Below are 26812 nucleotides of genomic sequence, written 5' to 3'. Positions count from 1 at the left end.
CCCTCCCTCTTCTAACTGTTCTCACAACTATCTTGATTATCGAATCTTAACTGAAGTGTTTTATTTATTAATAAACTATATTAATTGGGATCAGCTAAGCAGATATGTATAAATATTCTCTTTGTTACTTATAAGCAGGTTGTTTTATTTATTCGTATCATTCCAGACTAAATCCTTATCCAGCCTATAAAAACAAGTATATTTAGTTTTCAGCCACTCTGATAATGGAGCGGACACACCTGTATTTTTTATGTAATTTTCAATCTCTGTAAGAGGAACCCATTTTATATCTGTAATTTCACCATCTGGATCATTTATTTTAATACGTTCTCCATGCTTAACGGATATATTACAAACAGTGACTAAGCTATGTGCAGCATGTTCAGGTATAAAGCTTTCGTGAATATAAGCTATATCAAAATTTGTTACGCTTAATCCTGTTTCCTCATACACTTCTCTCGATAATGCTTCTTTAATCGTTTCTCCTGCTTCAATTTGGCCGCCGGGTAGGCTCCAGATATAGTTAGCATATTCATCTTTGTTTTGCACTAAAAGAATTCTTTCATTTTCTAAAATGATGGAAGACACGATTCGATATAATTTAAAAGCATTTAAGCGGACCATGTTTTTTCCTCCAATAGCTGCTATTTTATGATAAATGAAGGCCGGATTCCTTATTGTGATCCAGCCTGAACTTCCGTTATAGTAATCTTATAGAAATAATATTCAGAATAAAAACGCAATAACTAAACTGCTTTTCGTTTTCTGACAAAATAGAGGAATAGCAGCTGCCCAATTAAGACAACGACGAAAAAACCTCCCAAAATAATAAACGCCAGCATTTTTAATTCCGGAGTCTGCGCTACTCCAGCTCCATCCACATTTCGAACTCCAATAACAATTGAAGTCCCTGTAAAAAATATTAACCAAAGCACATTTGTTGCCCACCATATTTTCATCATCTATATCACCTGTTCCTTTTCTTGTTTGAGCTTAATCATCCATATGTAAATATCTATTTTTGATTTATAAACCCAAAAAACACCACTCCCACTAATCAACCTCTCTTAATCAGCTCCAGCGTCTTCGTAGCAACAGAATCTACAAAATGCTCATTATGATCTACGCCGATCATTGTCGGTTTATATTTATTTATTGCTGCCATTAATTGATCAATTACCATCATATCTAAATAATTTGTTACTTCATCCCATACAAATAAGGAATGGTTACCTAACAACGCATTTGCCAAAAATACTTTCTTCTGCTCCCCCGAGCTCCAATGTTCACTTGAACGATCAGCAAAACTGGATCGTTTGGAACCTAACTGCCGCAGCAAATGCAGATAAGATTGTTTTTCCTCTGCTGTTAGTTGTTGAAGGATAGAGGCATGATCCTCATCAAGCTGATTTTGCTGCTGTAAGAGAGAGATTTTATCCGGAAGTCTAATTTGATAATCCCCAGTAACTTCAAACTGACCATTTCCAAGTATAAAATTCAGCAAAGTTGTTTTCCCTGCCCCGTTTTTCCCTGTTATAAATAAACGTTCGGAGGGATAAACATCTATATTAACCGGTTCAAACAAGCATCTCCCATTCTGTAAAACAGAAAAATCCCGAAGTAAAAGTATTTGTTTGTGAGGCTGCTCCACCCGCATTTTTAATGCTTCCACAGTTTCAATATTATGAATCAGATCCTGTTTTTCCACTATCTTTTCTTCTGTTCTTTTTTTGATTGCTTTGGAGCGCTTCATCTGTTTTGCTGCTAATCTTCTGCTGGCGGCGTCTTTGGAACTATCCTCTCTCAAATGCCCCCATGAGCCAACTCTTTTTGAAACAGTTTCCAGTCTATTAATCTCATGATGAAGTTTATGATTTTTTTCTTTAGCAAGTTCATCAGCATTCTTTTTCTCATAGGCCCATGTATCGATATCACCTTTTACTACATCAATGCTTTCTTTGTTAATTGCCATAGTGTGGTCAACAAACTGATTCAGAAAATGCTGATCATGACTGACGACGATAAAGCCCTTCTTCCGATTCAGGTAATCCCCGACAACCTTCCTTCCATGAACATCTAAATTATTTGTCGGTTCATCTATCAGCGGGAAAGCATCCTCATTGAGGAATAACTCTATTAATAAAATTTTTGTCTGTTCACCGCCGCTTAAAACATAGAAATCTCTGTCCAGCACTTCCGCAGGTAAATCCATATAGGATAACTCCAACTCCAATTCCCAGCGTTCAATCATTGAATTTTCCTTAAGCAATACTTCTTCGGCAGTAAGATGATTATCTGGAGCAGGAAATATCGGGAAGTACTTAAATATAAGTGAGGATTGAACATTCCCATCGTAATCCAGATCTCCTAAAAGGATTTTAAAGAAAGTCGTTTTGCCGCGACCATTCCTCCCAAGCAGCCCCAGCTTCCAATTCTCATCAATATTCACTGTTATATTTTCAAATAAAGGATGAATCATGGATGGATATTTAAATGTCAAATTACTGATGAGTATATTACCGGCCATATACGTGACCCCCTTTCCTTATTTTTATTAATTATCAAATATATCTTTTTTATTATCCCCATTCATTAATATTCGGTTTAATATAATTAATAAAAAACTCAGCATGATATAAACAAATAGAAAAACAGCAATAAAGGCCGCATCATTCGAGTAACTGCCAACACCAGACGAAATTTCCCCATTTGGATTTAAAAAGAAATAAGGATAAAAACCATCGAATATCCCCTCACAATTGAAATAATACAATAAAGAACTGGATAGACCACCCAATAAAAAATACACTTATAACTGCACATTTTCTTCGATTCAAAAAGAAACCAATTAATAACAACGGCTAAAGGAATAAAATAATGAAGCGTAAAATTTGTGATAACCCAGATTCCAGCATATTGACCGCCGCTGGCGAGAAGAAAATGATATGTAAAAATACAAAAACGGAGTCTGCTTCTTCCTAAAAAAACAGGACAAGACCGCTTCATAAGAAGGTTATTGAAACTATCAAATTTGCTTGAAAGGTGAGTTTAGTTAAAGAAACCCAAAGGTCAGGAGATTACAAAACATGTAAAATCACACTGATAAATCCTGTGACAGTAATTAGAAGATGCAATGCCAGCTTTAATTTAAACCTCCATGATATTCCAATTATATTTCCCATAAAATGGCCCCTATTTTTCATTTTCTGTCAGTAATAGTGCTGCAGGAAAATGATGTTACATATATAAATCTGAACCCCTGCCTATATACATAATTCTCCATATTTAACATTTATCCTGCTTTTATAGCTGTATTTTCTATATGTCTCCCAAACAGGCTGCCATTCTTATTAGAACACCTCAGTTATCCATCGAAACAAACCTCTGAAGGACCAAAAAAGAAGACGTATTGGAGATATGATGATTTCGGGAATCCAAAAGAAAATATCAAACAGAAAATCTCTTGTTGTATAATCCCCTTTATTCTTTCTGCTTTTTCTTGTTTTTGACTTTTTCTTTCTCCACCATTCATTCACGGATTTCAGTTCTCCCTTTTTATATTGTTATATTAGCTTACGAATTAAAGCCTGCAAACGTTTCAATTATCCAATTATTTGAAGAAAAAATATCTTAACTGACAAATTTGCGACTTTCCGCATTTCCCCTTTGCAATTCCCATTGAATGCAATAAAATAATAACAAGAGACAAAATCAAGGTAAGTACTGCGGAGGGATAAAATGAGCGAGTTAAAACAGATGGATCATTCCAGTCTGCAAAATCTTTATAATAAAACAAAGCAAGAATTTGAATCTATAAAAAAACAGAACCTGGCTTTAAATATGGCTAGAGGAAAGCCTAGCGCTGAACAGCTGAAATTATCATTGAAACTATTAGACAGTGTGAATTCTGAAAATATCGGTGATCATCTTTCTGTTCTGAATTACGGGCTGGTTGATGGGATACCGGAAGCAAAAGCATTGTTTAAGGATATGCTTGGAGTAGATACAGAAGAGATTCTAATCGGAGGCAATGCCAGCCTGAATATCATGCATGATCTTATTTCAAAAGCATTGATTAAAGGTGTTGTCGATAGTGAAGCTCCTTGGGGCAAAGAGGATAAAATTAAATTTATCTGTCCGGTCCCTGGTTATGATAGACATTTTACGATTTGTGAACAGTACGATATCGAAATGATCTCCGTCGATATGCTGGAAGATGGTCCGGATATGGATAAAGTGGAGGAACTTGTCCGAAATGATGCGTCCATCAAAGGTATGTGGAGTGTTCCCAAATACAGTAATCCTGATGGTGTTACATACAGCGATGATGTTGTGGAGCGTTTAGCTAAAATGGAGACCAAAGCAAATGATTTTAAGATTTTTTGGGATAATGCTTATGTTGTACATGACTTAACCGATTATTCTCCAAGACTAAAAAATATTTTGGAAGCATGTAAAAAACATGGCAACCCGAACAGAGTATTTATGTTTGCATCCACTTCGAAAATCACTTTCCCTGGAGCTGGGGTCGCAGTAGTAGCGGCAAGCAAGGAAAATATTAATTTTATTAAGGAACAGCTTAGCGTACAGACAATCGGTCCCGATAAAGTAAATCAGCTGCGCCATGTCCGCTTTTTTAAAAACTATGATAATATCCTGGCACATATGAAGAAGCATGCGGATATTATGAAACCTAAATTCGATGCAGTATTAAATATACTCCATTCCAAATTAGATTCCTATGGTGTTGCTACATGGACAGAGCCTGAGGGCGGCTATTTTATCAGCCTGAATACCATGGATGGCTGCGCTTCTGAAGTAATCAGGCTTGCCAAAGAGGCCGGAGTAACATTAACCGGAGCTGGAGCAGCCTTTCCATATGGAAACGATCCGCGCGACAGAAATATTCGCATTGCACCATCCTTCCCAACGTTAGAGGAAGTAGAGCAGGCAATAGAGGTTTTATGTATTTGTATTATCCTCGTAAGTACGAATAAGCTTTTATAAAATAAGGAAAAACCATTTGGCATTAAAACGTTAAATGGTTTTTTGCTTATTTTATAAGATTTAAAGGCAGGGTTCAAAAAATCTATTCCGGTTCTACACAAGAGCAGTATATATAAAAATTACAGCAGAAAATAAATTACAAAGAGAATTAATGTAGTCCAAATAAAAGAAAACATGATTTTATTTTCATTTGGGATTGTATTCTTTTTTAATTTATAGATAAATGCCAACACCACTAAATTTATTAAAAATAGCATATAATAAAACAAGATATATAGCAGCCAACGGTGACTTTCTATTATATTACTTACTTATATTACTTACTGAATCTATCAAAAAGAATATCAAAATAAAAAGATATAGCAAATAAAACGGGCATCAGGATGTACATTTTATCCCATAACGGGTGCTTTAAAAATGTGTGACTTTTCTTCGTTTGGAAATACATTAACAGGCTTAGCAAACCAATTACAGCTATTATAAACAAAAATGTCATCACCTCAGATCCATTTGCTTCCATACTTTCAGAAGCAGGTATGGCAATTTCTGTCTTAAACAAATCCGCTATAAAGGCAAGCCCTGCCAAAGAAATAATTATAATACCTTGAAATAATGTCCAGCGTGAAAAAAACATCATAGATTAAACTCCCTGCTCCATTTTTGCTCCAGCGTTCCCTGCATATGAAGATTACCTGTCAAACCAATAAGCCAAGAATTTATACTCTCCCCACTCTTTATATAATTGATGCAGCTGTGCATTAGGAGGAAGCTCACCTGAGAAATATTTATTTTTTACATGCTTCTTAAATTCGCTGTCTACAGGCAGATAGTCATACCTTCCCAACAGCATTAGAATATTACTGAGCGCATATGGTCCTACCCCTTTAATTTTTTTCATTTTAAGCACAACGTCCTCTGTTGAAATTTCCGGATTTTTTAGTACATCTAAATTATAGACGCCATTTACTATATTTAATGCAAGCTCATAAATATAGTCACTTCTATATCCTAATTTGACAGTTTGATTTAAAAAGTCCCTATCTTTTTTTAAAACTGCTTCAGGTGTGGGAAACGTAAATAATCCTGAATCGTCCGAATATCTTTCTCCTAAAAGTGTTACAAAATTAGTTGTCATGGAAATCGTCCGGCTCCAGGTAGTATTGGTTGTGAGGATTGTCTTTACAATATCTTCAAATATACTCGGTGATCGTAATAGTCTGCCTCTATTTTCTGTTACGATTTCCTGCATGTCCTTGTTATCTGCGCACATTTTATAAAAGGCACTATAATCCTCATCCAGCCGGTACATCCAGCTGATTTTACGAATTATCTCTTCACTTTCTTTATTTGTTAAGGTCTTCTTGTCCTCTATTTCAATAATTAATTTAGCATTATCTTGTTTGATGTGAAGCATAACGATCTTACCAGTTGATAATTTTTCCACTCTGTTCAAAGCACTCATATCATCATTACTGTGAAAGGGAGGCAGCATATACCAGCCATGATCTGTAGTTGCAGCTTTGAAATTAAATTTTTCTGGTAATTCAATGACCTTTTTCAAGATAATCTCCTCCTGATTAAAGGGTGGTTTTAAAGTAATGATTTCACCATCATGCAGTAACTGCTTCCAGGCGGATATCCTTCTATCTCACCGGCAACCTGATATCCATTCATTTCATAAAAGGAACGGGCCTGAAATTCAAAAGTTGTTAGCAAAGCCTTCGTTGCCCCTTTTTCTTTACCAACCATCTCCGCTTCAATAAGAATTCTCCTTCCTAAGCCTTTACCTCTATGCTTTTCACAAATCCAAAAATAATCAACCTCCAGCCATCCCCAGTAAACCTCTGCACTTAAACCGCCAATCCAATTATTATCGTTATCAGAAACAATAATATTTATTGGGTGTATTGCTTCTTTTTCTCTTATTCGTCTATGGTGGGGGGAGTGCTTATTATTATAATCTTTAATCTTCTGGTGTAAAAAATCGGTGAATTTGTTGTCTTTTTCTAAACAAATATCAATTTTGTGCTCCATTTTTTCAACTCCTTATCCTATGATGACAGCTTTTTAAATCAACCATTTAGACAAAAGAATTTCATCCCGAATCGGAATTCCCTCATTCCCCAATTGCGGTATTTCTGGCTTGCGTTCTCTTGCTCTGTCCACTGCTCCTTTAAGTAGGACGCTTAAACAATATCCACGCTTCTGATAAAATTTTAATGCATGTAAATTATCATTTGTAGTAATAAGTTTGATTTTCTGACAGCTTCTTTCCTTCGCCATATGCTCTACAGCCTGAATTAAAGCTGTTCCAATTCCTTTGCCCTCTTCTATGCTGTCTAAAGAGATTATTTCACACTCACTATCCGTTATAACATATGAGATATAACCGATTATCTCACTGTTTTTATTTAACACTGCATATCCTTCCAAGGTGGTACAATCAAAAACACCGCTGGAAATAACCATTTCAGGACTTCCCCATTGCTTTATAAAAAAGGTATTAATTTTGTCTTTAGGTAATTGTTGAGATACTTTAATTTGCACATTATTTCTCCTTTGACCCTAATCATTTCTGACCCATTTATTGAGCTGCTATCCACTGGGATTCTTTAATCATTTATCATAATATTTAACTCGTTAACAAAAACAGCACTTCCTGTAATTTGAACATTATATAACTCACCGTTCTCAGAAACCTGGACACCTACTCTGCCATTCTTGCCAATTTCATTCCCCTGCTCAACCACAAGCTTCAAAGCTTCTTTTCTATCCTTTCTTATATATTCGGCATAATAAGCACCCATAACCCCTGACGCAGTACCAGTTACTGCATCCTCAACAGTTCCTGAATAGGGAGAGGAAAAGTGCCGGGCATGCATGTCAGCCTCTTCATCATAAGTTTCTAAACTAAATGGATGAACAGATGACTTAGGTATTTCTTTTAATATAGAAGGAAAATCTTCATTTTGGGGTTTCATTCTACGAAAAGCCTCTAGGTGTTTTATTGGGACTAACAGCGTCCAAGTCCCTGTACTTCCGTATAAAATTGGTAAGGTGTCATGGATATCGGCTTCTTCTAACCCTATAGAATGAGCTAAATCTCTTTTTGAACCATGAAATGCTTTAAATATTGGCGCTGCCTGGTTCATTGTTATTATTATTTCTTTATTGGCAGTTGAATGAAGCTTTACAGGTAAAATCCCTGCTCTTGTTTCGATCGTCAGCTCTGTTTTTTCTCCTAACAATCCCTTTGTTTTTAACACATACACCGTTGCCATCGTCGCATGCCCGCATAAGTTCATTTCATGCCCTGGTGTAAAAAAACGTATGCCAAGGTCTGCTGCTTCAGACATAACCGGAAAGGCTGTTTCATTAAATCCTACCTTAAATGCAATTTCCTGCATTTGATCCTCTGTTAATTTATCTCCATCTAGAACTACTCCAGCCGGATTTCCTTTATGAGGTTCTTTACTGAACGCATCATAATGAAATACTTCTACAGATCTCATGATAAATTCCTCCAATAATTATATTAAAATTCTCGATGAGTAATTTTCATCGAGAACCCTAATATGCTATGTTGCTTACACTTTTCTTTTCTTGTAAATGGGCTCAACCTTGCTCAATCTCACACCAAATTTTCTGGAGCTGATCAGTATGAAAGCCGGGATTAAAAGGATAAAAGCGCCTATTATCAATGCAATTTCCCCATTAAGTAACTCCGGGATAGCTCCAGCTAAAAAAGTGCCAAGCATCGTGAATATACCTCCGATAACATAGGTTGAGCTCCTGACTCTGGATAAAAATTCGTTTGGAGTAATTCCCTGATGCACAGCTCCCTGTACAATAAATGCCATAGAGAGAGCACAATCAAAAACCGCCATTCCTATACACATTATAAGGAAAGCATTTGTTGCTGCAATTATTAATATACCTATTCCGGAGATAACCATTAATAAACCCATCAGCATAATCCAATTATTATTTTTAAATTTATTTATCAAAAAAATACCTATAATATTACCCACACCGGCACTTGATAGCAAAATACCAATTAGCCCTTCTGACAGCTCCATCGTTATTTGGGCATAAAAAATAATGGTTAATGTAATAAATACAGTTATAAAACCCAATATACACATTACCAATGTGCTGATCAACTGCTGTGGATTATCTACCAAAATCTTTAAGCCTTCTAATGATTTCCCTAAAAACACTTTCAATTTATTTGTTTCCGATTCTTCCTTGTCTACTTTTATAAAATCTGCCTCATTACGAATAAAAGCAATAAATAAAGCAGACAAAAGGGATAAAGCTGCACAAATAATCAATGTTAATACTGAATCTGTTTTTGCTAATAACACCCCGCCCAATGCAGGACCGATTACAGTGGCAATAGCATCAGCAGCTTCGATATTTGTATGCGCTCTCAATAAGTTCTCTCTGCCCGCAATAGCAGGAATCATTGTAGTAAACGCTGTTCTGCTGATTAATGCAAGTAATCCCATTACAAATAATAATGAAGCAATAATAACTGCACTTACATTATTGGTTGCTATCAGAAAAGCAAGTATAAAGATCCCTGCACCATATAGAAAATGACAAATCCCTGCTACCCTGACCTTATTCTTATTTTCCACCCATGTTCCAATGGGTATAGCAAATAAAATTGTACCTAGTTGCTGTGATAAAGCCACAAGTGCTGTAATCAGCGGTGAACTGGTTAATCCCAACACAACCAATGGAATCACTAATTCTCTAAATCTGCTATTTAAGATAGAAAGAAGCTCTGATCCCCACATACATCTGAAATTTCTATTAATAAGCACCGTCTTCAATTTAATTCTCTCCTCTATATGGGAGAAACACTGCTTCAAGGACTCACATTCTCTTCCGTTTAACCGTTTCTCCCTGTTTAATATTGGTTAAATATTTGAACAGAGAGAATATTAGATTGGACGATCCATTTTATTTAGCTCCTTATAATTACAAGATTATTCTTTACATGTAAAACTGTATTAATTATCAGCTTATATTTCTACGTCTTTTTTATTACTCTGTAAAATTAAACTGAGTAATAAAAACATTCTAAAAATCAAATCAGTTATAATACCTAATTAGATGTTTATGTATTCTCTTTACATGCCCATGCATCTATCTCTACTTTAAATTGCGGACCGGCTAATCCAGCTACAAAAACCATTGTGGTACATGGTAAATGCTCACCTAAAAATTCGCCTATTACTTCTCTTCTTCTGTCCGCGTCCATTTCTCCAACAATGTAAAACACCAGCTTTATCAAATTTTTTACGTCCATATCCGCTTCCAGTAAATTGATACGGATGTTTTCAAAAGCCATTTTTAATTGTTCAACTGAATCTTCCGGGACCTTTCCTTCCAAATCCATTCCCAGCTGTCCTGATAAGGTTAACCATCGGATATCCCCTGAAGCTTCGATTTGATGACTATACGGAGCCAATGGTTTATGTACATTTTTGGGATTTCTAGATTCTATCATCCTGATACCTCCCCTTTATTCTCTTCCTTTTAATACCTTTATGATAAATTAGTGAAGATAATTATTCAATATAAAAACATTATCATTGATTATTATTTACTATATTACTTTTTCACCTTATTCCTCATCTGTTTCTTTCACTACAAAATGTGGAGAAGCTTCCGCATAAAATATAACTATTTCAGGTGACCGTCCTTCTCCACCCAGAGTAATTTCAGCTTTATTTTCTCTTATCCAGCGAATACTCACATTTGATTCATTCAATGATTTCAAACCGTTATTTACTTCGATATCTATATTTTCTCTATCATACTTTATTCTAATAGTATGTGGTTTAAAAAGAACGCCTCTCCTTTTTCAACAATTTCAATCGTATTTGTTTGTTTTGGGGAAGTACTGGTTAAAAGCGTATCCTCTTTAAAATTTATTTAGTAAAATAATACAGCAGCAACCGAAATAAAAGATCCAAATATTAGCAATAACCCCCATGCCAGGTAACCTAGCTTCCTTAAAAATTTCTTCTTTTCTATCTCCAATTCCAGCTCAACGTTTTGATCCATTGGTTCACCAGCTTTTTAATTAATTTATCACTATTCTAAACCATCATTCTTTCTGTTTACAACGGCAGATATGAACAGAATAATAAAAGACTTATGATGTCATCATTTCTGTTTCATCCCGTAGAAGATACTGACGATATATTATAGAGACAATAAGTAGAAATATTTCAATTAAAATAAATTATTGTACTTCTTTTTCTGCAATAATCTCTTCTTTATTCTCTACCCTGACTATCCGAATTAGCGATAACGAAGAGATACTCACAATAGCACCAAATATCATTAAAATCGCAGTCATCGAATAATGTTCTATAATCAACGAACCAAATAATTGCCCCAATGGAACGGAAGCACCTAACATCATAGAAACTAAGCTCAATACTCTTCCCATCATCTCTTTAGGAATCATAGTCTGGTACATGGTATTTAAGCCCACGCTGGCAAAGCAGACTCCCAACCCTAATAAACCAGCCGCAGCAACTGTAGCATAATAACTTAATGCAATTCCCATAATAAGCAGTGCAATACCCTCAAGCAGCAAGCCTGCCACTGCCATTCTGTATTTATTTTTAAATACATTAAACATAATCATTAGTGACCCAAACATCGCGCCTGTAGCCAGAACAGAATTAATAAACCCTAAACCGGATGCCCCAACATCAAAAATATAATCACTCATATATGTGAAAAATATTGTCAGTGGTGCTAAGAAAAAGTTAATAATAATTCCGCCGACAATAATCAGAAATAATAACGCCCTGTCTTTCTTCACATATTGGAACCCATCCAGCATTTCGTAGACAAATGATTGTTTCCCATCTTTTTTATGGTTATTCATACGCGGAACCTTTATCCATGATTCTGTTATTGCTGATATGACAAATGCAGCACCGCTGATAATTAATAGAAAGCCAATATTTCCAACGAATCCAATCAATATCCCTGAAAGTGCTGGCCCTAAGATATTACTTCCTTGTGTACTGAGCTGGTTTAAGGAATTCGCTTTTGTCAGATGCTCTTCTTCAACTAGTAAAGGTATACTTGAATTTGCGGAAGGGTTGAATAAAGCCATGGAAGCAGCTGAACAGACTAATAAAACATATAATAAAGGGAGTGATAACGACCCGTTTATCATCAATACCGCAATAACCAGCATCGTACTTCCAGTAAAAATATCGGAAAATACCATAATTTTCTTTCTGTCAAAACGATCGGCTGCAACTCCCGCTAAGGGTTCTATAATAATAGTTGGCACTGTAAAGCAAAGCACGGTCATACCAAGAGATAATGCAGACCCAGTCCCCTGCATTACAAACCAAAGGACAGCTAGATTAAAAAAACGGTATCCAAACCTTGAAACAGATAATCCGGCCCACAGCAGCATATAATTACGATTTGCAAATAATGCTCTCACTTGCCTTACCTCTCTTTCTGTATCAACATGTCGGACATACTTTTTAATGCTTCCTCAATCAGCTTTTGATTTGCCTGATAGAAAATTTTATTTTCATATCTTTTCGCCGTGATTAAACCTAAATCAGATAATTTTGAGATATGATGCGAAATAGTCGGACTGGATAGATTCAATTGCTTTGCCAGTTCAAAGCCATATCGCGGCTGTCGATTTAGTTCCTTTATAATTTTAATTTTTGTCCGATCAGAAAGAGCTTTTGCCAGATCAATCACCTTATCCTCTTCCCTGCTTTCATCCATCGTCTGTTCAATAATCTCTGTACCAATGAGATAAATAGCTATATCACTCTCGGAGCTATAAGAAAATAAAGAGCTGTTATAATAAAAATAAGACGGAGCTAGTATAATTTTATTTGGCTCATTTGCTTCAAAAGAATCAAAATGCGGATTAGTTATTTTGTATATTTGCTTTCTGTTCATTCCCGATAATTTATGAATACTTTCTTCATGATAAGCGTTTATTTTCTTTATGGAAGGCTGATATATCTTCTCGTTAATTTCTTCAACAACCTTTAAAAAACGTTGCTTGGTATTTTCTTTATCAAAATATAAATAAAATAACTTTGCCTGTTCAGAAAAAGGTAATACAGAGGACTGAATATGCGAAAATACTTCCTGCCTATCCGTATAATCCTCTACTCTTTCTGGTGACGAGTAACCGCTGGTCAAAAACGCTGAAATGATTTCTTCAAATTCCAATTGCGCCATAAAACTTAAAAAGGATGGTATATCATGCCATTTATTATGCTGATAAAGAAGCTGAACAAATGTTAATCCAAAAAAACTATCCTTATGAAAAAAGCAATCTAGTTCCTTTTTTGTTTCATCAGATAGTAAAGAAAATGAATCCTGTATAAAATGGTTAAAGCTTTCTTTTTTGCGATGCTTTTCTGATTGCATGTATTCATAATTATTTAAACGGAACATGAGCGCGAGTAATTCAAATACATCGGATTGTTCTACATAATAATTATCAGATACGTTTTTCATAACATTTAACCTCCATCAAATATGTTATTTTAAGTATATCTAACAAAAGAATAATTACAAGTTATTTTTTATCCTTTACTCTTTCCATGAAGGAATTTATTTGAACATTTTCTTATTATTGTCCATGTCTTTCTCCAGACTTTTATATAAAAATAAAAAGGAGCTTCATGCTTATAATTATTTAAAACAGGCATTATATTTTGATTTTTGCTTTATTAATCTCTATTCTCCAGTCTAGAAATCATTGAATAATAATGGACGTTATTATATAATGTCTGTAAATAAGAAGACAAATGAAAGGGTCGTTTAGTATGTCACATGAAAATCATTTTTGGGATACCACAGTTGATGATCTTTCAAAAGGTTATTCTTATGCTGATAATATCGGCAGCTATGTATGTGTGCTATGTAATAAACATTTTGAAGATGGAATAATTTATCCAATAGACGGCGTATTATACGAAGCAAAAAAAGCAGTTATCCAACATATTGAACAGGAGCATGATTCCGTATTTGATTATTTGATTCAACTTGAAAAGAAATACACTGGATTGACAGACCATCAAAAAGAATTACTAACCTTTTTTTATCAGGGGTTAACTGATAAAGAAATCGTCAAAGAACTAGGCAGCGGAAGTCCTTCCACTATCCGGAGTCACCGCTTTAACTTAAAGGAAAAGGAAAAACGCGCAAAGGTTTTCCTGGCATTAATGAATCTGTTAAATAGAGAATCTCATCAGGAAAACGATCATAAATTTATTCACTTTCACAAGGGGGCAAAAATGGTGAATGATCGTTACGCCATTACAGAGGACGAGAAAAATAAGGTTTTATCAACTTATTTTAAAGACGGCCTGAATGGTCAACTCGACAAATTCCCAAGTAAAGAAAAAAGGAAGTTGATTGTCCTGCAAAATATCATAAACCATTTTGAATTAAACAGGATTTATACGGAGGAGGAAATAAATACTGTATTAAAGCCTGTCTACAGCGATTTTGTTACAATTAGAAGATATTTAATTGAGTATGGTTTTATGGAGCGCAGTAAAGATGGTATGGAATATTGGGTAAAGAACTAAGGAGGATATAGTGTGAACGAAAATAATGCGCTGCTAAATAACATCACATTTCAATTTAGTATCTCTAAACAACTGCTGGAATATCATCTTACTTCATTGAAGCAGGAAGAATACAGGTGGCTGTCACCAAATGCCGGACTTTATATTAAAGAGGAAAACGGAGAATGGTATGCTGATTTGCCTGAAACGGAAGCTTATCATATTGGAACTCCCAGCCTCGCCTGGACATTATGGCATATTACTTTCTGGTGGGAAATGGTATTGGATCATGCTTTCGGAGCTGGCACGCTGACGAAAGAGGAAATTAAAGTTCACGAAGATGTTGAAGCAGTGAAGACAGTCATTCATTCCCTAATTGCAAAATGGGAAGAGGTACTAATGAATTTAAAGGAAGAGGAGCTTTACAGCAAAGCATATACTGCATTTCCATTTAATAATGAGGTAGAATTTCATCAATTAGCTTCATGGTTAAATCTCGAACTAATGAAAAATGCTGCCGAGATTGGCTATGTCCGCTTTGAATATGCCTCTGTTAAAAAATAGTTTTATGGTAGAGGAAAGCTCTTATATAAAGCTCCCCTTCTATCTTTTCAGCATTCTTCTAATTAAATAAATAACAAAACCAACAACGATAACAGTAATAATCATTCCCGGGATTCCGATGTTTCCCATCATATATATCAATCCTTTCTCTAATTTACTATAATTTAGATTGATAAACTATCCATTGCAGTACTTTCATTTTAACCTATCATTTCGTTTGGAATCACTGAACGCAGCAATGAAAAAAAGAAAGGATGCTATAAATGTCGTCAATTACCTCAGAAAGACTATTATTTCGCCAATATCACGATGATGATTTTGATTTTCTAATGTCTTTATTGTCAGACCCTGAAGTAGTCCGTTTTATTGGAAATGGAGAGACACGGGATGAAAATGGAGGAAATATTTTTTTAAACTGGATATACAGCACCTATGAAGTTGGTGAAAATATAGGTTTAAGGCTTTTAGTCCGCAAAGAAGATAACACTCTAATCGGACATGCAGGTATCGTTCCTCAAACAATTGATAATACTTTGGAAATGGAAATAGGTTATTGGATCTCCCGTAAATATTGGGGTAAAGGATACGCTACTGAAGCAGCTGAGGCACTGTTAGATTACGGCAACAAACAGCTTGATACTCAAAGATTTATCTCATTGATTCAGCCTGATAATATTTCTTCCCAAAATGTGGCGAGAAAAATTGGAATGGAATTAGATAAAGAAATTGTGCTGGGCGGAAGAAATGTAAATCTATATTCTACTAAATGACTAGGCAATGCTTCTTCAGATGTCTGATACTCCAGTTAAATTAAGAAGCAAATAATATTATTTAAACAGGTGAAAGAATGAATAGCACCAGAAACTTTTTACTTATATTTGGATACTTCATGCTTTTCCTTATTGCTTCAACAATTTGGACAGAAGCTTTTTCACGTCCGTTACGTCCATCATCCAGGAACGATTCGCTTCCTATTGGTATTTTACATAAAATAGGATTGAGAACATCATATGCACTTTTAATAAGTACAATCTGTTTTATCCTGTCTACTATATTAACTGAGAAAAAAATGAACAATCTCCTCATGCTAATATCGATTACAGGTACGTTCCTATCCACATTAGGTATTGTCGGAGCACTTCTTTGTCGGAGCTTTTTAGCAAATAAAAATATAGAGCCGGCTCCTTTTGCTTAAGAAACTGGCTCTTATTATAAAATCTCTTTTTATAAGCAAGTCAATTTCACTTATCTTCATAAATCTCAACATCCAGAAAATCCTCCATCATCTTATTTAACTCCTCTGCACTCAGATCAGAATCATCAGATAGATGCAATCTAATGTCTAATTTAGAGTCATCATTAAATTCAACATCTATATTATTAAGATTATGCTCCTCTAAGTAATCGGAAATCATACCCTCAATATCTATTTTTAATCTTTCAGCTCTATGCTCTTCATCTGAAGTCTGTTTAATTTCCAGTTCATACTTACCCAACAGGTTACGCTTATCTAATCTTTGTGTAATATCTTCCTGAAATTGATGATAATCCTCTGTATCATCAATCTCAAAATATAACGAGTTATCGCCGGCCATATAAGCATATATTAGATACTTTTCATAGGCATACTCCATAATTTCCGACACTATCTCAGATTCATTTTTTTCCTCTGTAAAGAATTTCCCGGCTACAAAGATTGCTAATAAAATAGTAAAAATGCCAATAGATAAAAATATTGTTTTCTTATTCATGTCTTTTCCCCTCTAAATCCATTCAATCTATTTATGCAGTAGCTGTATTTTAGTTTCTACGATTTAATACAAGCGTTAGCTAATAGATACTTCTTAAAATACTCTATCGGCCTAGATGAATCATCAGTAATATCACTTGTGAATACAGCTGTTAATTTATAGCTTGGAACAACAAAGATATACTGTCCATTTTTTCCAAGAGCAAAAAAAGTTTCAGGTCTAGGAAACTCTTGATCATCCCCTGTTAAAACCCACCAGTGATAACCATATGAAAATGTATTATCTATTTTAACACTGGCTGCAGTAGACTCCTTAACCCAATCACTTGGCACAATCTGTTTGGATTTCCATTGACCATTGTTCATATAGAGCATCCCTATTTTTAATAAATCCTCCGTTTTCATATTCAATCCAAATCCGCCAATAGCAATTCCTTGCGAGTCACGGTTCCATTTATATTGTGTTATACCCAGTGGCATAAATAAATGCTTTTGCGCAAAGGATACAGTATCTAAACCAGTTGCTTTTTGTAAAATAGCACTAATTAATTGAGAAGAACCGCAGCTATAAATCATCTCTTCCCCCGGCTTATATTCAACTGGTTGGCTCAGAACAAATTTAACCCAATTTTTACTCGGTATCATCGCTGTATTGCCTGGCCAATACAGCCCTGAGGTCATTATTAATAAATGTTTAATCGTAATTTCATCTCCAGCTGAATCCTTCCTGCTGTCTGGAAAGTATGCAGTAATTGGCGTATGCACATGTGGTATATAGCCTTTGTCAATTGCAATACCGACAAGGATTGATAAGATACTTTTGGTAACAGAATATATCTTATGCTGTCTTTCCTTCATTTTATTATTTCGATAATATTCAAAAACAGTCTTACCATCATGCTGGATGAGACAGCTGTCAATTTTATCTTTTGTTACTTCTCTTTCAAACTTCTTCATAAGATTTTCATTCATATTGACGTCCCCCGAAATCTTGCATTCATTATAGATCTATCCAATATCGTTTCTCTTCTTTTATAGTTTCAAAGCCAAGAGACCTGTAAAGCTTTAATGCAGATTCATTCTCCGTTTCAACAAGAAGCTGTACTTTACTCAGATTGCAGCTTTTTAAATAGTGGAGCCCCTCTGATATCAGGTAACTGGCAAGTCCATACTTTCTCCAGTACGGCTTTACGAAAACATTCTCGATAGTTCCTATATCCTCCTGTTTTTCTTTCCAAGCCATGATACTCCCAATTATCTCACCGTTATAAAAAGCCGTAATCGCTTTCCAAAATGGATTACTTTTATACGCAGGTAATTTTTCTAAATTGGTAGGCTCATCCGGCCAAATTCCCTGCTCTGCCTGCAAATATGCTAATTCTTCCACTCTTGTTCCCATATCCCAATGCTTTACGGAAATGTCTGGTATTTTTAAAGCTGATTGCGGAATCAGGTTGTTCAATTTACAGCGCATCCAATACAGACTTTTAAAATGGTCAAAGCCTCTGGATTCCAAATAAGCATTTTCTTTTGCTTCTGATGCAAAATTTCCGACACAAAATTTCACAGGAAACTGAGCTGGAAGCTTCTTTTTCAATAATTTTGCTCCTTCGAGAACTTTTTTATAAAGAAGATTCCTCAATTCATTATCATCTTCCCAATTAGAGTGCAATTTTATATTAAAGAATAATAAATGACTTGCATTGGCTGAATGGTCTGTCGAGACAATATTAATCGCTTCTAACTGCCCTTTAGCAATCATTAAATCCTTATAAAAAACACAATATACATTCTTCCAATTACTTTCTGGACCAGGCTGCCAATAAATAATGTCCGAATGGTGTTCAATCAAATTTTTATATAATTGTATTGCAGCTGGTTTATCCTCAGATTGATAGTTTCTAATTATGTATTTGCTTTGCATAACACATTCCCCCGCTTACTTATTAGTTCTACAATATATTTTTACAAACCAAGTAATTACTTACTGGAGATTATATCAGCTGTTTTTAAAATAATTTATAATTTCAATGTCACTTTTAACATAAATTAATTTATGTTCATAAGGTCTTAACATATTCAAGATTTCTGGCTTAGTATGATATTCAAAAGCAGTATTATATTTATATAAATCTTTTAGAATCTTTAATGTTGGCTTATAATTTGCTGTTTCTAAGCCCAATTTCTGCCTAATAAACCTTTTGATGATTCTAAATTTCCTTATTGATAGCTTAGTATCTATAAACAGAATAACATCAGCATTTTGAAAACTCGAAGCAATCCATTTATGATGGACTCCTTCAATAATCCAACTGTCAGAATTAACGATATTCTTCAGATATTCATCTCTTTCTTCCGGAGTCCTTTTAATATCTCCTGTATCAAATCTTTTCCAAACAACATTATCCAATTCATAATAAAAAACTTGCAGTTGAGCGGAAAGCTTCCTGGCCAAAGTCGTTTTTCCACTTCCAATTGATCCTATAATATGTATTTTCCCGGGAAACTTTTGATTCATTTATCCACCTCAAACTATTCAGCAGCTTTACTATGTAAATAACTAATCTTTTTTTACGGCTGCTGAATAATTCTATTTATATAGCAACCTTGTAATCACATACTACCATACTATTTTATACTTTAATTGTAAATTTCTGAAATTACAACAATTTGGGGATGAAAAAGTACAGTTTCAAATAAAGAGAAGGATTACTTAAACTCATCAATGACTGAAAAGCTCTATTCATTTTGCAAGGATGCCTCCTGTCTGAAGTTTATACGCTCATAAAAAACTGTCTGTATTCTACATAAATATCTTATTTAAGGCCATTTTCTCCCATAAAAAATCGGGCATGCGTCTGCCCGATTTTTAATAATTATACCGACTGTATTGCTTCTTCAACAGGTGTTTGTCCACCTACTGCCCGGAATCTTTTACCAATGGTTATGTCATTTTTCAAGCTGGCATAAATTACTTTAGCGATATCCTCTCGTGGTACTTCTCCCCGTTCCACGCTGGCTCCAAGATTTACCCGATTCGTACCAGGATTATTCGTTAACATACCTGGATGGATGATGGTGTAGTCTAAATCAGTGTTTAATAGCCACTCGTCTGCATAATGTTTCGCTACGACATAGGGTGCAAATGACTCAGGCGCAGCTTGAATAGCTTCACGGCTGGTATCAAACGAACTAATCATGATAAAGCGCTTGACGTTCGCTTTTTCCGCGGCCTGAATGGTTTTTACAGCAGCGTCTAAGTCAATCATCAGGGTTTTATCCTTTCCTGTTTTAGGGCCGGATCCAGCTGTGAATACTACCGCATCAACACCTTCTGTCGCGTTGGCAATCGCGTCTATTTCATCCTCTAAGTTTACAATGGCTGTTTCAGCTCCTAATTCCTTGAAATAAGCCGCTTGTTCTTCCTTACGGATAAGCGCACGTGCCTGATCTCCATTTTCCTGAATCAACTTGACCAGGTGCTTCCCTATTTGTCCATTTGCTCCTACTACTAAGATATTCAATACCCTCATCCTTTCATTTTGAGTTATTCTTTTTATTGTAAAGGTTCCAAGGAGAGATGTTAAATAATTGGTTTGAGTAGAATAAAGCTCTGATATCTGTATGGCTTATATCCAGTTAAGACTTGTGTTGCAAATGTGTTGTAAGTTGGTTCTATGTCAAATGTGGTGGTGGAATATCATTCCTCCACCTCTTTATTTATAAGCTTGCTTTAAGACAAGCTTTACCTCTTGTTGCCATAGAATTTTCTTTCTCATTCGATCAAACTGTTTAATCCCATAAGATAATCTTTTTAATACTTTAATCGTATTATTAACGCCTTCTATGTAGCCATTATTAAAGGGATACATAAAAGAATGCAGAATTTCTTGTTGCCATCTTTTAAATGTACGTGCGACACGATGAAATCCCTCTAACGCGGATGCATTCAACTTCTCCAGGCACGCTTCTAATCCAGCAGTTGCGTTGTGCGCATCACTTTCCTTAAACCACGTATCCAATTCATGCTTTAAACCATAAGCTTCCTTTAAGCGGGGATCTATCCTTAATAATTGCTCGACTTTCTTCTTCTGATCATCTGAACAGGTTGTCCATGATTTCCACAGAAGTTTTTTGGAACGTTTCATTCGAATTCGATCTTTCTTGGGCAGCTCCTTTTGAACTTCACGGCGGACCTCATCTAGAGCCCAATAGGCCTGACGCATAAAGTGAAAACGGTCAGCGATAATCAGAGGATTTCCCAGTGCTTTTCGAATTGCTTGTTTAAACGCTTGAGATAAATCCATTACTACCATTTCTACTTTACCTGTATCACAGGACTTTAAGTACGCTTCAATGGTTTCCACTTTTCGATTTGGCAAGATATCGATAATTCTTCGGTTCTCCACATCGACCACATTCAATTGAAACCTCTCTCCATCCGCGTCACCTTTAAACTCATCGATCGCAATGACTCGCGGCAACACTTTGCTGGTAGTTAACTCCTTCTGATCAAACCACCGTAAGACACGATTCACTGTTACTCCGGTTACTAGCGCCGCTGTACGAAAGGAACTCACCGCTGCATGCATCATCGCTGTCGTTTGCACACTCGCCATACAACGTTGATACCGATGAATCATTTGTAGACGCTCATAAAATGTGTGATGACACGACGTGCAAATATAACGTCGTTTTCGCAGGGAAAGATGAACTTCCTTGGTTGTAAACGCTGGTCCTTGAATGCTTTGCCAACGATAGCCATGTATCCGCTTGGTTCTTTTACGGCAAAAAGGACATTTCTGCATACGCTGTTTCGTGAATAATTCTGCAATAAAATAACTTTCTTCTTCTCTGATATCCCACACATCTACATGCGTATCTTTAATTCCTAACAACTCTGTGATAAAATGATGATGCACTCTTTTCCTCTCCCATTCCTTTTGTCTCGACAACTCAAGGTTACCAGAGAGAGGAAATAGAGTGTATTTTTTTGTCTCCGTTCCATCTGGCGATGGAACGGAGGGCACCACCACATTCAGTATAGAGCCTGTAAGTTTAAAAACCTATGTTTTTATATGTTACTCCTATAAAATAAAAAATGCTTATGAACGTTGTTATATCAACATTCATAAGCATATTGATGATTTCTAAAATCATCCTAAATCGACCTGCTAATACCGGTGGTCGGGGTCGAACCGACACGTCCCAGAGGACACGGGATTTTGAGTCCCGCGCGTCTGCCAATTCCGCCACACCGGCACGTTTTTGGAGGCGGTAACCGGATTTGAACCGGTGATAAAGGTTTTGCAGACCTCTGCCTTACCACTTGGCTATACCGCCATTTCTTCTGGAGCGGAAGACGGGATTCGAACCCGCGACCCCCACCTTGGCAAGGTGATGTTCTACCACTGAACTACTTCCGCGAAAATGGCTGGGCCACTAGGATTCGAACCTAGGGTACACGGGATCAAAACCCGATGCCTTACCGCTTGGCTATGGCCCAATGATTAAATATTAATTTATGTATTAAATAAAAAAGGGCGACCGGTGGGGATCGAACCCACGTGTGCCGGAGCCACAATCCGGTGCGTTAACCACTTCGCCACGACCGCCATATTGGCAGGGGTAGTAGGAATTGAACCCACATCAAAGGTTTTGGAGACCTTCGTTTTACCATTAAACTATACCCCTATGAAATTTTATAAATGGTGGAGGGGGGCAGATTCGAACTGCCGAACCCTGAGGGAGCGGATTTACAGTCCGCCGCGTTTAGCCACTTCGCTACCCCTCCACGAAGATTAAAAAGGTGGCTCGGGACGGAATCGAACCGCCGACACAAGGATTTTCAGTCCTCTGCTCTACCGACTGAGCTACCAAGCCATATACTGTTTTAAATCTTTTAATGGCGGTCCGGACGGGACTCGAACCCGCGACCTCCTGCGTGACAGGCAGGCATTCTAACCAACTGAACTACCGGACCATTTTGGTTGCGGGGGCAGGATTTGAACCTGCGACCTTTGGGTTATGAGCCCAACGAGCTGCCAGACTGCTCCACCCCGCGATATGAATTTATAAGTCTTACATGGTGGAGGATGCAGGGCTCGAACCTGCGACCCCCTGCTTGTAAGGCAGGTGCTCTCCCAGCTGAGCTAATCCTCCATTATTGGTGACCCGTACGGGATTCGAACCCGTGTTACCGCCGTGAAAGGGCGGTGTCTTAACCGCTTGACCAACGGGCCATGTAAAAGTTTTAATGGCGGAGAGCGAGGGATTCGAACCCTCGAAGCCGCGGTAGCGGCTTACACGATTTCCAATCGTGCTCCTTCGGCCTCTCGGACAGCTCTCCATATGGCTCCACAGGTAGGATTCGAACCTACGACCGATCGGTTAACAGCCGATTGCTCTACCACTGAGCTACTGTGGAATAATCCATAATATTAAATAAAGAAGTAATTCGCTTGTCCTTAAGGACTTAATAAGAGAATACTCTTGCCTGGCGACGTCCTACTCTTGCAGGGGGAAGCCCCCAACTACCATTGGCGCTGAAGAACTTAACTTCTGTGTTCGGCATGGGAACAGGTGTGACCTCTTCGCTATCGTTACCAGACAAGGATTTTAAAAATCAGTAACAATCAATATTATAATCGTTTTTGAGAAAAAATCAAGTACTAATTTTAAAAAATATGTATAATTTTGCACCCTGAAAACTAAATAAGAGTAACGTGACATCAAAAAACTTAGATAAGTCCTCAATCGATTAGTATCCGTCAGCTGCACGTGTCGCCACGCTTCCACCTCGGACCTATCAACCTCATCGTCTCTGAGGGATTTTACTCACTTGAAGTGATGGGAAGTTTCATCTTGAGGGGGGCTTCATGCTTAGATGCTTTCAGCACTTATCCTTTCCACACGTAGCTACCCAGCTATGCTCCTGGCGGAACAACTGGTACACCAGCGGTGTGTCCATCCCGGTCCTCTCGTACTAAGGACAGCTCCTCTCAAACTTCCAACGCCCACGACGGATAGGGACCGAACTGTCTCACGACGTTCTGAACCCAGCTCGCGTACCGCTTTAATGGGCGAACAGCCCAACCCTTGGGACCGACTACAGCCCCAGGATGCGATGAGCCGACATCGAGGTGCCAAACCTCCCCGTCGATGTGAACTCTTGGGGGAGATAAGCCTGTTATCCCCGGGGTAGCTTTTATCCGTTGAGCGATGGCCCTTCCATGCGGAACCACCGGATCACTAAGCCCGACTTTCGTCCCTGCTCGACTTGTAGGTCTCGCAGTCAAGCTCCCTTCTGCCTTTACACTCTACGAATGATTTCCAACCATTCTGAGGGAACCTTTGGGCGCCTCCGTTACCTTTTAGGAGGCGACCGCCCCAGTCAAACTGCCCGCCTGACACTGTCTCCGAACCGGATTACGGTCCTGGGTTAGAATGGTCATACAGTTAGGGTGGTATCCCACGGGTGCCTCCACGTAAGCTGGCGCTCACGCTTCAAAGGCTCCCACCTATCCTGTACAAACTGCACAAACATTCCATATCAGGCTACAGTAAAGCTCCACGGGGTCTTTCCGTCCTGTCGCGGGTAATGCGCATCTTCACGCATAGTATAATTTCACCGGGTCTCTCGTTGAGACAGTGCCCAAGTCGTTGCACCTTTCGTGCGGGTCGGAACTTACCCGACAAGGAATTTCGCTACCTTAGGACCGTTATAGTTACGGCCGCCGTTTACTGGGGCTTCGGTTCAAAGCTTCGCTTACGCTAACTCTTCCCCTTAACCTTCCAGCACCGGGCAGGTGTCAGCCCCTATACTTCGCCTTTCGGCTTCGCAGAGACCTGTGTTTTTGCTAAACAGTCGCTTGGGCCTATTCACTGCGGCTCACTCACAAGTGAGCACCCCTTCTCCCGAAGTTACGGGGTCATTTTGCCGAGTTCCTTAACGAGAGTTCTCCCGCTCACCTTAGGATTCTCTCCTCGCCTACCTGTGTCGGTTTGCGGTACGGGCACCTATGATCTAACTAGAGGCTTTTCTTGGCAGTGTGAAATCAGGAACTTCGGTACTATATTTCCCTCCCCGTCACAGCTCAGAAATTTGTCAGACGGATTTGCCTATCTGACTTCCTCGCATGCTTGGACGCACATCCATCAGTGCGCACTCCTTATCCTCCTGCGTCCCCCCATTGTTCAAACAATCATGAGGTGGTACAGGAATATCAACCTGTTGTCCATCGCCTACGCCTGTCGGCCTCGGCTTAGGTCCCGACTAACCCTGAGAGGACGAGCCTTCCTCAGGAAACCTTAGGCATTCGGTGAAAGAGATTCTCACTCTTTTTTCGCTACTCATACCGGCATTCTCACTTCAAAGCGCTCCACCAGTCCTCACGGTCTGACTTCTCTGCACTTTGAACGCTCTCCTACCATTGTTCGTAAGAACAATCCGCAGCTTCGGTGATACGTTTAGCCCCGGTACATTTTCGGCGCAGCGTCACTCGACCAGTGAGCTATTACGCACTCTTTCAATGATGGCTGCTTCTAAGCCAACATCCTGGTTGTCTGTGCAACGCCACATCCTTTTCCACTTAACGTATACTTTGGGACCTTAGCTGGCGGTCTGGGCTGTTTCCCTTTCGACTATGAACCTTATCACCCATAGTCTGACTCCCAAGTTGAAGTAACTGGCATTCGGAGTTTGACTGAATTCGGTAACCCGGTAGGGGCCCCTAGTCCAATCAGTGCTCTACCTCCAGTACTCACGATCTTGAGGCTAGCCCTAAAGCTATTTCGGAGAGAACCAGCTATCTCCGTGTTCGATTGGAATTTCACCGCTACCCACACCTCATCCCCGCATTTTTCAACATACGTGGGTTCGGGCCTCCAGTCAGTGTTACCTGACCTTCACCCTGGACATGGGTAGATCACACGGTTTCGGGTCTACGACCGCATACTCATTCGCCCTATTCAGACTCGCTTTCGCTACGGCTCCGTGTCTTCCACTTAACCTTGCATACAATCGTAACTCGCCGGTCCATTCTACAAAAGGTACGCCGTCACCCATTAACGGGCTCCGACTACTTGTAGGCACACGGTTTCAGGTTCTATTTCACTCCCCTTCCGGGGTGCTTTTCACCTTTCCCTCACGGTACTGGTTCACTATCGGTCACTAGGTAGTATTTAGCCTTGGGAGATGGTCCTCCCGGATTCCGACGGAATTCCACGTGTTCCGCCGTACTCAGGATACACTCCGGAGGAAATTCCTTTTCAACTACAGGGCTGTTACCTTCTTCGGCTGACCTTTCCAAGTCGATTCGTTTAAAGAATTTCTTTGTAACTCCAATGGAGTGTCCTACAACCCCAAGAAGCAAGCTTCTTGGTTTGGGCTCTTTCCGTTTCGCTCGCCGCTACTCAGGAAATCGATTTTTCTTTCTCTTCCTCCAGGTACTGAGATGTTTCAGTTCCCCGGGTCTGCCTCATCTACCCTATGTATTCAGATAGATGTCCTGTCCCATTACGAACAGTGGGTTCCCCCATTCGGAAATCCCCGGATCAAAGTTTACTTACAACTCCCCGAGGCATATCGGTGTTAGTCCCGTCCTTCATCGGCTCCTAGTGCCAAGGCATCCACCGTGCGCCCTTATTCACTTAACTAAAGTTTTGGAATAAGTTTGCTGATTACTTCGTAATCAGTTGTGTTGCTATATCAATAGCTTTTTTTGCCTTATTTCTAAAGTTTGATGTCGTTGTTACTCTTATTTAGTTTTCAAGGTACAAGCTTCCACACGGATGTGGTGACTTCTGTGTTGTCACATGGACGTGACGGTTTTAACAGAAGTTCCTTGAGAGATTGCTCTCTCAAAACTGAACCAAACAACCAAGTACA

General features: G+C 38.0%; 27 protein-coding genes, 14 tRNA genes and 2 rRNA genes. 5 read left to right on the top strand and 38 right to left on the bottom strand.

Translation table 11 applies throughout. The annotated features are described in order from the left end of the window. Positions 1-144 precede the first annotated feature (144 nt). The 5 genes from MKY30_RS15180 to MKY30_RS24175 form a co-directional block, all read right to left on the bottom strand. Positions 145-624: an NUDIX hydrolase gene (locus tag MKY30_RS15180; RefSeq protein WP_341084539.1), complete on the bottom strand. Its 480-nt coding sequence runs from the start codon at positions 622-624 to the stop codon at positions 145-147. A 122-nt stretch (positions 625-746) separates the two neighbouring features. Beyond that, on the bottom strand, positions 747-962 hold the full coding sequence (locus MKY30_RS15175; protein WP_341084537.1) for a DUF3923 family protein: 216 nt from the start codon (positions 960-962) through the stop codon (positions 747-749). Between the two features lie 95 nt (positions 963-1057). Continuing rightward, positions 1058-2527 (bottom strand): ATP-binding cassette domain-containing protein, encoded by a 1470-nt coding sequence (locus MKY30_RS15170; protein ID WP_341084534.1) that lies wholly within the window; start codon positions 2525-2527, stop codon positions 1058-1060. A 27-nt stretch (positions 2528-2554) separates the two neighbouring features. Further along, on the bottom strand, positions 2555-2809 hold the full coding sequence (locus MKY30_RS15165; protein ID WP_341084531.1) for a hypothetical protein: 255 nt from the start codon (positions 2807-2809) through the stop codon (positions 2555-2557). Continuing rightward, complete coding sequence (locus MKY30_RS24175) at positions 2716-3006, bottom strand: Pr6Pr family membrane protein (RefSeq protein WP_445667720.1); 291 nt, start codon at positions 3004-3006, stop codon at positions 2716-2718. Before MKY30_RS24175 ends, MKY30_RS15165 begins: the two co-directional genes overlap by 94 nt. A 732-nt stretch (positions 3007-3738) precedes the next feature. Between MKY30_RS24175 and MKY30_RS15160 the strand changes: the two genes are divergently transcribed. Further along, on the top strand, positions 3739-5007 hold the full coding sequence (locus MKY30_RS15160) for an aminotransferase class I/II-fold pyridoxal phosphate-dependent enzyme (RefSeq protein WP_147208761.1): 1269 nt from the start codon (positions 3739-3741) through the stop codon (positions 5005-5007). A 316-nt stretch (positions 5008-5323) separates the two neighbouring features. Here MKY30_RS15160 and MKY30_RS15155 read toward each other — a convergent pair whose 3' ends face one another. From MKY30_RS15155 to MKY30_RS15105, 11 genes are all read right to left on the bottom strand, one after another. Further along, on the bottom strand, positions 5324-5644 hold the full coding sequence (locus MKY30_RS15155; protein WP_339285598.1) for a hypothetical protein: 321 nt from the start codon (positions 5642-5644) through the stop codon (positions 5324-5326). 51 nt (positions 5645-5695) lie between these two features. Continuing rightward, positions 5696-6568 carry a DNA-3-methyladenine glycosylase family protein gene (locus MKY30_RS15150; RefSeq protein ID WP_339285596.1) on the bottom strand — a complete coding sequence of 291 codons (873 nt, stop codon included), beginning with the start codon at positions 6566-6568 and terminating at the stop codon, positions 5696-5698. Between the two features lie 29 nt (positions 6569-6597). After that, positions 6598-7041, bottom strand: a complete 444-nt coding sequence (locus MKY30_RS15145; protein WP_341084526.1) for a GNAT family N-acetyltransferase — start codon at positions 7039-7041, stop codon at positions 6598-6600. A gap of 33 nt (positions 7042-7074) precedes the next feature. After that, on the bottom strand, positions 7075-7554 hold the full coding sequence (locus MKY30_RS15140) for a GNAT family N-acetyltransferase (protein ID WP_339285592.1): 480 nt from the start codon (positions 7552-7554) through the stop codon (positions 7075-7077). Positions 7555-7619: 65 nt separating this feature from the next. Further along, on the bottom strand, positions 7620-8519 hold the full coding sequence (locus MKY30_RS15135; protein WP_339285591.1) for a PhzF family phenazine biosynthesis protein: 900 nt from the start codon (positions 8517-8519) through the stop codon (positions 7620-7622). A 75-nt stretch (positions 8520-8594) separates the two neighbouring features. Then, positions 8595-9839 carry an MFS transporter gene (locus MKY30_RS15130; RefSeq protein WP_339286286.1) on the bottom strand — a complete coding sequence of 415 codons (1245 nt, stop codon included), beginning with the start codon at positions 9837-9839 and terminating at the stop codon, positions 8595-8597. Positions 9840-10135: 296 nt separating this feature from the next. Next, positions 10136-10528: a RidA family protein gene (locus tag MKY30_RS15125; protein ID WP_147208774.1), complete on the bottom strand. Its 393-nt coding sequence runs from the start codon at positions 10526-10528 to the stop codon at positions 10136-10138. Positions 10529-10645: 117 nt separating this feature from the next. Then, positions 10646-10801, bottom strand: a complete 156-nt coding sequence (locus MKY30_RS15120; RefSeq protein WP_341084524.1) for a hypothetical protein — start codon at positions 10799-10801, stop codon at positions 10646-10648. Between the two features lie 155 nt (positions 10802-10956). Further along, positions 10957-11088 (bottom strand): hypothetical protein, encoded by a 132-nt coding sequence (locus tag MKY30_RS15115; RefSeq protein WP_339285589.1) that lies wholly within the window; start codon positions 11086-11088, stop codon positions 10957-10959. Between the two features lie 181 nt (positions 11089-11269). Further along, positions 11270-12502 (bottom strand): MFS transporter, encoded by a 1233-nt coding sequence (locus tag MKY30_RS15110; protein WP_341084522.1) that lies wholly within the window; start codon positions 12500-12502, stop codon positions 11270-11272. A 5-nt stretch (positions 12503-12507) separates the two neighbouring features. Further along, positions 12508-13551 carry an ArsR/SmtB family transcription factor gene (locus tag MKY30_RS15105; RefSeq protein ID WP_339285586.1) on the bottom strand — a complete coding sequence of 348 codons (1044 nt, stop codon included), beginning with the start codon at positions 13549-13551 and terminating at the stop codon, positions 12508-12510. A gap of 311 nt (positions 13552-13862) precedes the next feature. On the opposite strand from MKY30_RS15105, the gene MKY30_RS15100 reads away from it, so the two are divergent. The 4 genes from MKY30_RS15100 (at position 13863) to MKY30_RS15085 (ending at position 16368) form a co-directional block, all read left to right on the top strand. Beyond that, positions 13863-14630: a DUF2087 domain-containing protein gene (locus tag MKY30_RS15100; RefSeq protein WP_341084520.1), complete on the top strand. Its 768-nt coding sequence runs from the start codon at positions 13863-13865 to the stop codon at positions 14628-14630. Between the two features lie 12 nt (positions 14631-14642). After that, positions 14643-15173 (top strand): DinB family protein, encoded by a 531-nt coding sequence (locus MKY30_RS15095; protein ID WP_341084519.1) that lies wholly within the window; start codon positions 14643-14645, stop codon positions 15171-15173. A gap of 263 nt (positions 15174-15436) precedes the next feature. Continuing rightward, positions 15437-15943 (top strand): GNAT family N-acetyltransferase, encoded by a 507-nt coding sequence (locus MKY30_RS15090; RefSeq protein WP_341084518.1) that lies wholly within the window; start codon positions 15437-15439, stop codon positions 15941-15943. 77 nt (positions 15944-16020) lie between these two features. Further along, positions 16021-16368, top strand: a complete 348-nt coding sequence (locus tag MKY30_RS15085; RefSeq protein ID WP_341084516.1) for a hypothetical protein — start codon at positions 16021-16023, stop codon at positions 16366-16368. Positions 16369-16414: 46 nt separating this feature from the next. Here the strand turns inward: MKY30_RS15085 and MKY30_RS15080 are convergent, their stop codons facing one another. The 22 genes from MKY30_RS15080 to MKY30_RS14975 form a co-directional block, all read right to left on the bottom strand. After that, positions 16415-16924: a hypothetical protein gene (locus tag MKY30_RS15080; RefSeq protein WP_147208786.1), complete on the bottom strand. Its 510-nt coding sequence runs from the start codon at positions 16922-16924 to the stop codon at positions 16415-16417. Between the two features lie 56 nt (positions 16925-16980). Continuing rightward, positions 16981-17895: a serine hydrolase domain-containing protein gene (locus MKY30_RS15075; RefSeq protein WP_339285579.1), complete on the bottom strand. Its 915-nt coding sequence runs from the start codon at positions 17893-17895 to the stop codon at positions 16981-16983. A gap of 28 nt (positions 17896-17923) precedes the next feature. Further along, complete coding sequence (locus MKY30_RS15070; RefSeq protein WP_341084512.1) at positions 17924-18847, bottom strand: GNAT family N-acetyltransferase; 924 nt, start codon at positions 18845-18847, stop codon at positions 17924-17926. 75 nt (positions 18848-18922) lie between these two features. Then, a complete protein-coding gene (locus MKY30_RS15065) occupies positions 18923-19441 on the bottom strand; it encodes an AAA family ATPase (protein WP_339285575.1) in 519 nt (172 codons plus the stop codon). Positions 19442-19799: 358 nt separating this feature from the next. Then, positions 19800-20456, bottom strand: coding sequence for an SDR family oxidoreductase (locus MKY30_RS15060; RefSeq protein ID WP_339285573.1), 657 nt, complete (start codon positions 20454-20456; stop codon positions 19800-19802). 183 nt (positions 20457-20639) lie between these two features. Then, a complete protein-coding gene (locus MKY30_RS15055) occupies positions 20640-21845 on the bottom strand; it encodes an ISL3 family transposase (RefSeq protein ID WP_339233414.1) in 1206 nt (401 codons plus the stop codon). Between the two features lie 256 nt (positions 21846-22101). Next, positions 22102-22185: transfer RNA gene (locus tag MKY30_RS15050), tRNA-Leu, on the bottom strand. Between the two features lie 7 nt (positions 22186-22192). Beyond that, a tRNA-Cys gene (locus tag MKY30_RS15045) sits at positions 22193-22266 on the bottom strand. Positions 22267-22274: 8 nt separating this feature from the next. Then, positions 22275-22349 (bottom strand) — tRNA-Gly (locus MKY30_RS15040). Between the two features lie 5 nt (positions 22350-22354). After that, positions 22355-22429, bottom strand: a tRNA-Gln gene (locus MKY30_RS15035). A 36-nt stretch (positions 22430-22465) separates the two neighbouring features. Further along, a tRNA-His gene (locus MKY30_RS15030) sits at positions 22466-22538 on the bottom strand. Positions 22539-22543: 5 nt separating this feature from the next. Next, positions 22544-22617, bottom strand: a tRNA-Trp gene (locus MKY30_RS15025). A 15-nt stretch (positions 22618-22632) separates the two neighbouring features. Then, positions 22633-22717 (bottom strand) — tRNA-Tyr (locus MKY30_RS15020). A 16-nt stretch (positions 22718-22733) separates the two neighbouring features. After that, positions 22734-22806, bottom strand: a tRNA-Phe gene (locus MKY30_RS15015). 23 nt (positions 22807-22829) lie between these two features. After that, positions 22830-22906, bottom strand: a tRNA-Asp gene (locus MKY30_RS15010). Between the two features lie 4 nt (positions 22907-22910). Beyond that, positions 22911-22987 (bottom strand) — tRNA-Met (locus MKY30_RS15005). 22 nt (positions 22988-23009) lie between these two features. Further along, positions 23010-23085 (bottom strand) — tRNA-Val (locus MKY30_RS15000). Between the two features lie 5 nt (positions 23086-23090). Beyond that, positions 23091-23165 (bottom strand) — tRNA-Glu (locus MKY30_RS14995). A 15-nt stretch (positions 23166-23180) separates the two neighbouring features. Next, positions 23181-23272 (bottom strand) — tRNA-Ser (locus MKY30_RS14990). A 3-nt stretch (positions 23273-23275) separates the two neighbouring features. Then, positions 23276-23350: transfer RNA gene (locus MKY30_RS14985), tRNA-Asn, on the bottom strand. Between the two features lie 67 nt (positions 23351-23417). Next, positions 23418-23533 (bottom strand): 5S ribosomal RNA (gene rrf / locus MKY30_RS14980). Positions 23534-23663: 130 nt separating this feature from the next. Then, a 23S ribosomal RNA gene (locus MKY30_RS14975) occupies positions 23664-26580 on the bottom strand. Positions 26581-26812 lie beyond the last annotated feature (232 nt).

The sequence above is a fragment of the Oceanobacillus sp. FSL W8-0428 genome, assembly GCF_038004405.1.
GTDB lineage: Bacteria > Bacillota > Bacilli > Bacillales > Amphibacillaceae > Oceanobacillus > Oceanobacillus sojae.
This window is presented reverse-complemented; position numbering and strand designations above follow the sequence as displayed.

Bases quoted from the DNA above. Each gene is read 5' to 3' on its own strand.
- MKY30_RS15180 (WP_341084539.1), bottom strand. From the start codon at position 624: ATGGTCCGCTTAAATGCTTTTAAATTATATCGAATCGTGTCTTCCATC.
- MKY30_RS15175 (WP_341084537.1), bottom strand. From the start codon at position 962: ATGATGAAAATATGGTGGGCAACAAATGTGCTTTGGTTAATATTTTTT.
- MKY30_RS15170 (WP_341084534.1), bottom strand. From the start codon at position 2,527: ATGGCCGGTAATATACTCATCAGTAATTTGACATTTAAATATCCATCC.
- MKY30_RS24175 (WP_445667720.1), bottom strand. From the start codon at position 3,006: ATGAAGCGGTCTTGTCCTGTTTTTTTAGGAAGAAGCAGACTCCGTTTT.
- MKY30_RS15160 (WP_147208761.1), top strand. From the start codon at position 3,739: ATGAGCGAGTTAAAACAGATGGATCATTCCAGTCTGCAAAATCTTTAT.
- MKY30_RS15155 (WP_339285598.1), bottom strand. From the start codon at position 5,644: ATGATGTTTTTTTCACGCTGGACATTATTTCAAGGTATTATAATTATT.
- MKY30_RS15145 (WP_341084526.1), bottom strand. From the start codon at position 7,041: ATGGAGCACAAAATTGATATTTGTTTAGAAAAAGACAACAAATTCACC.
- MKY30_RS15135 (WP_339285591.1), bottom strand. From the start codon at position 8,519: ATGAGATCTGTAGAAGTATTTCATTATGATGCGTTCAGTAAAGAACCT.
- MKY30_RS15125 (WP_147208774.1), bottom strand. From the start codon at position 10,528: ATGATAGAATCTAGAAATCCCAAAAATGTACATAAACCATTGGCTCCG.
- MKY30_RS15115 (WP_339285589.1), bottom strand. From the start codon at position 11,088: ATGGATCAAAACGTTGAGCTGGAATTGGAGATAGAAAAGAAGAAATTT.
- MKY30_RS15105 (WP_339285586.1), bottom strand. From the start codon at position 13,551: ATGAAAAACGTATCTGATAATTATTATGTAGAACAATCCGATGTATTT.
- MKY30_RS15100 (WP_341084520.1), top strand. From the start codon at position 13,863: ATGTCACATGAAAATCATTTTTGGGATACCACAGTTGATGATCTTTCA.
- MKY30_RS15090 (WP_341084518.1), top strand. From the start codon at position 15,437: ATGTCGTCAATTACCTCAGAAAGACTATTATTTCGCCAATATCACGAT.
- MKY30_RS15085 (WP_341084516.1), top strand. From the start codon at position 16,021: ATGAATAGCACCAGAAACTTTTTACTTATATTTGGATACTTCATGCTT.
- MKY30_RS15080 (WP_147208786.1), bottom strand. From the start codon at position 16,924: ATGAATAAGAAAACAATATTTTTATCTATTGGCATTTTTACTATTTTA.
- MKY30_RS15075 (WP_339285579.1), bottom strand. From the start codon at position 17,895: ATGAATGAAAATCTTATGAAGAAGTTTGAAAGAGAAGTAACAAAAGAT.
- MKY30_RS15070 (WP_341084512.1), bottom strand. From the start codon at position 18,847: ATGCAAAGCAAATACATAATTAGAAACTATCAATCTGAGGATAAACCA.
- MKY30_RS15065 (WP_339285575.1), bottom strand. From the start codon at position 19,441: ATGAATCAAAAGTTTCCCGGGAAAATACATATTATAGGATCAATTGGA.
- MKY30_RS15060 (WP_339285573.1), bottom strand. From the start codon at position 20,456: ATGAGGGTATTGAATATCTTAGTAGTAGGAGCAAATGGACAAATAGGG.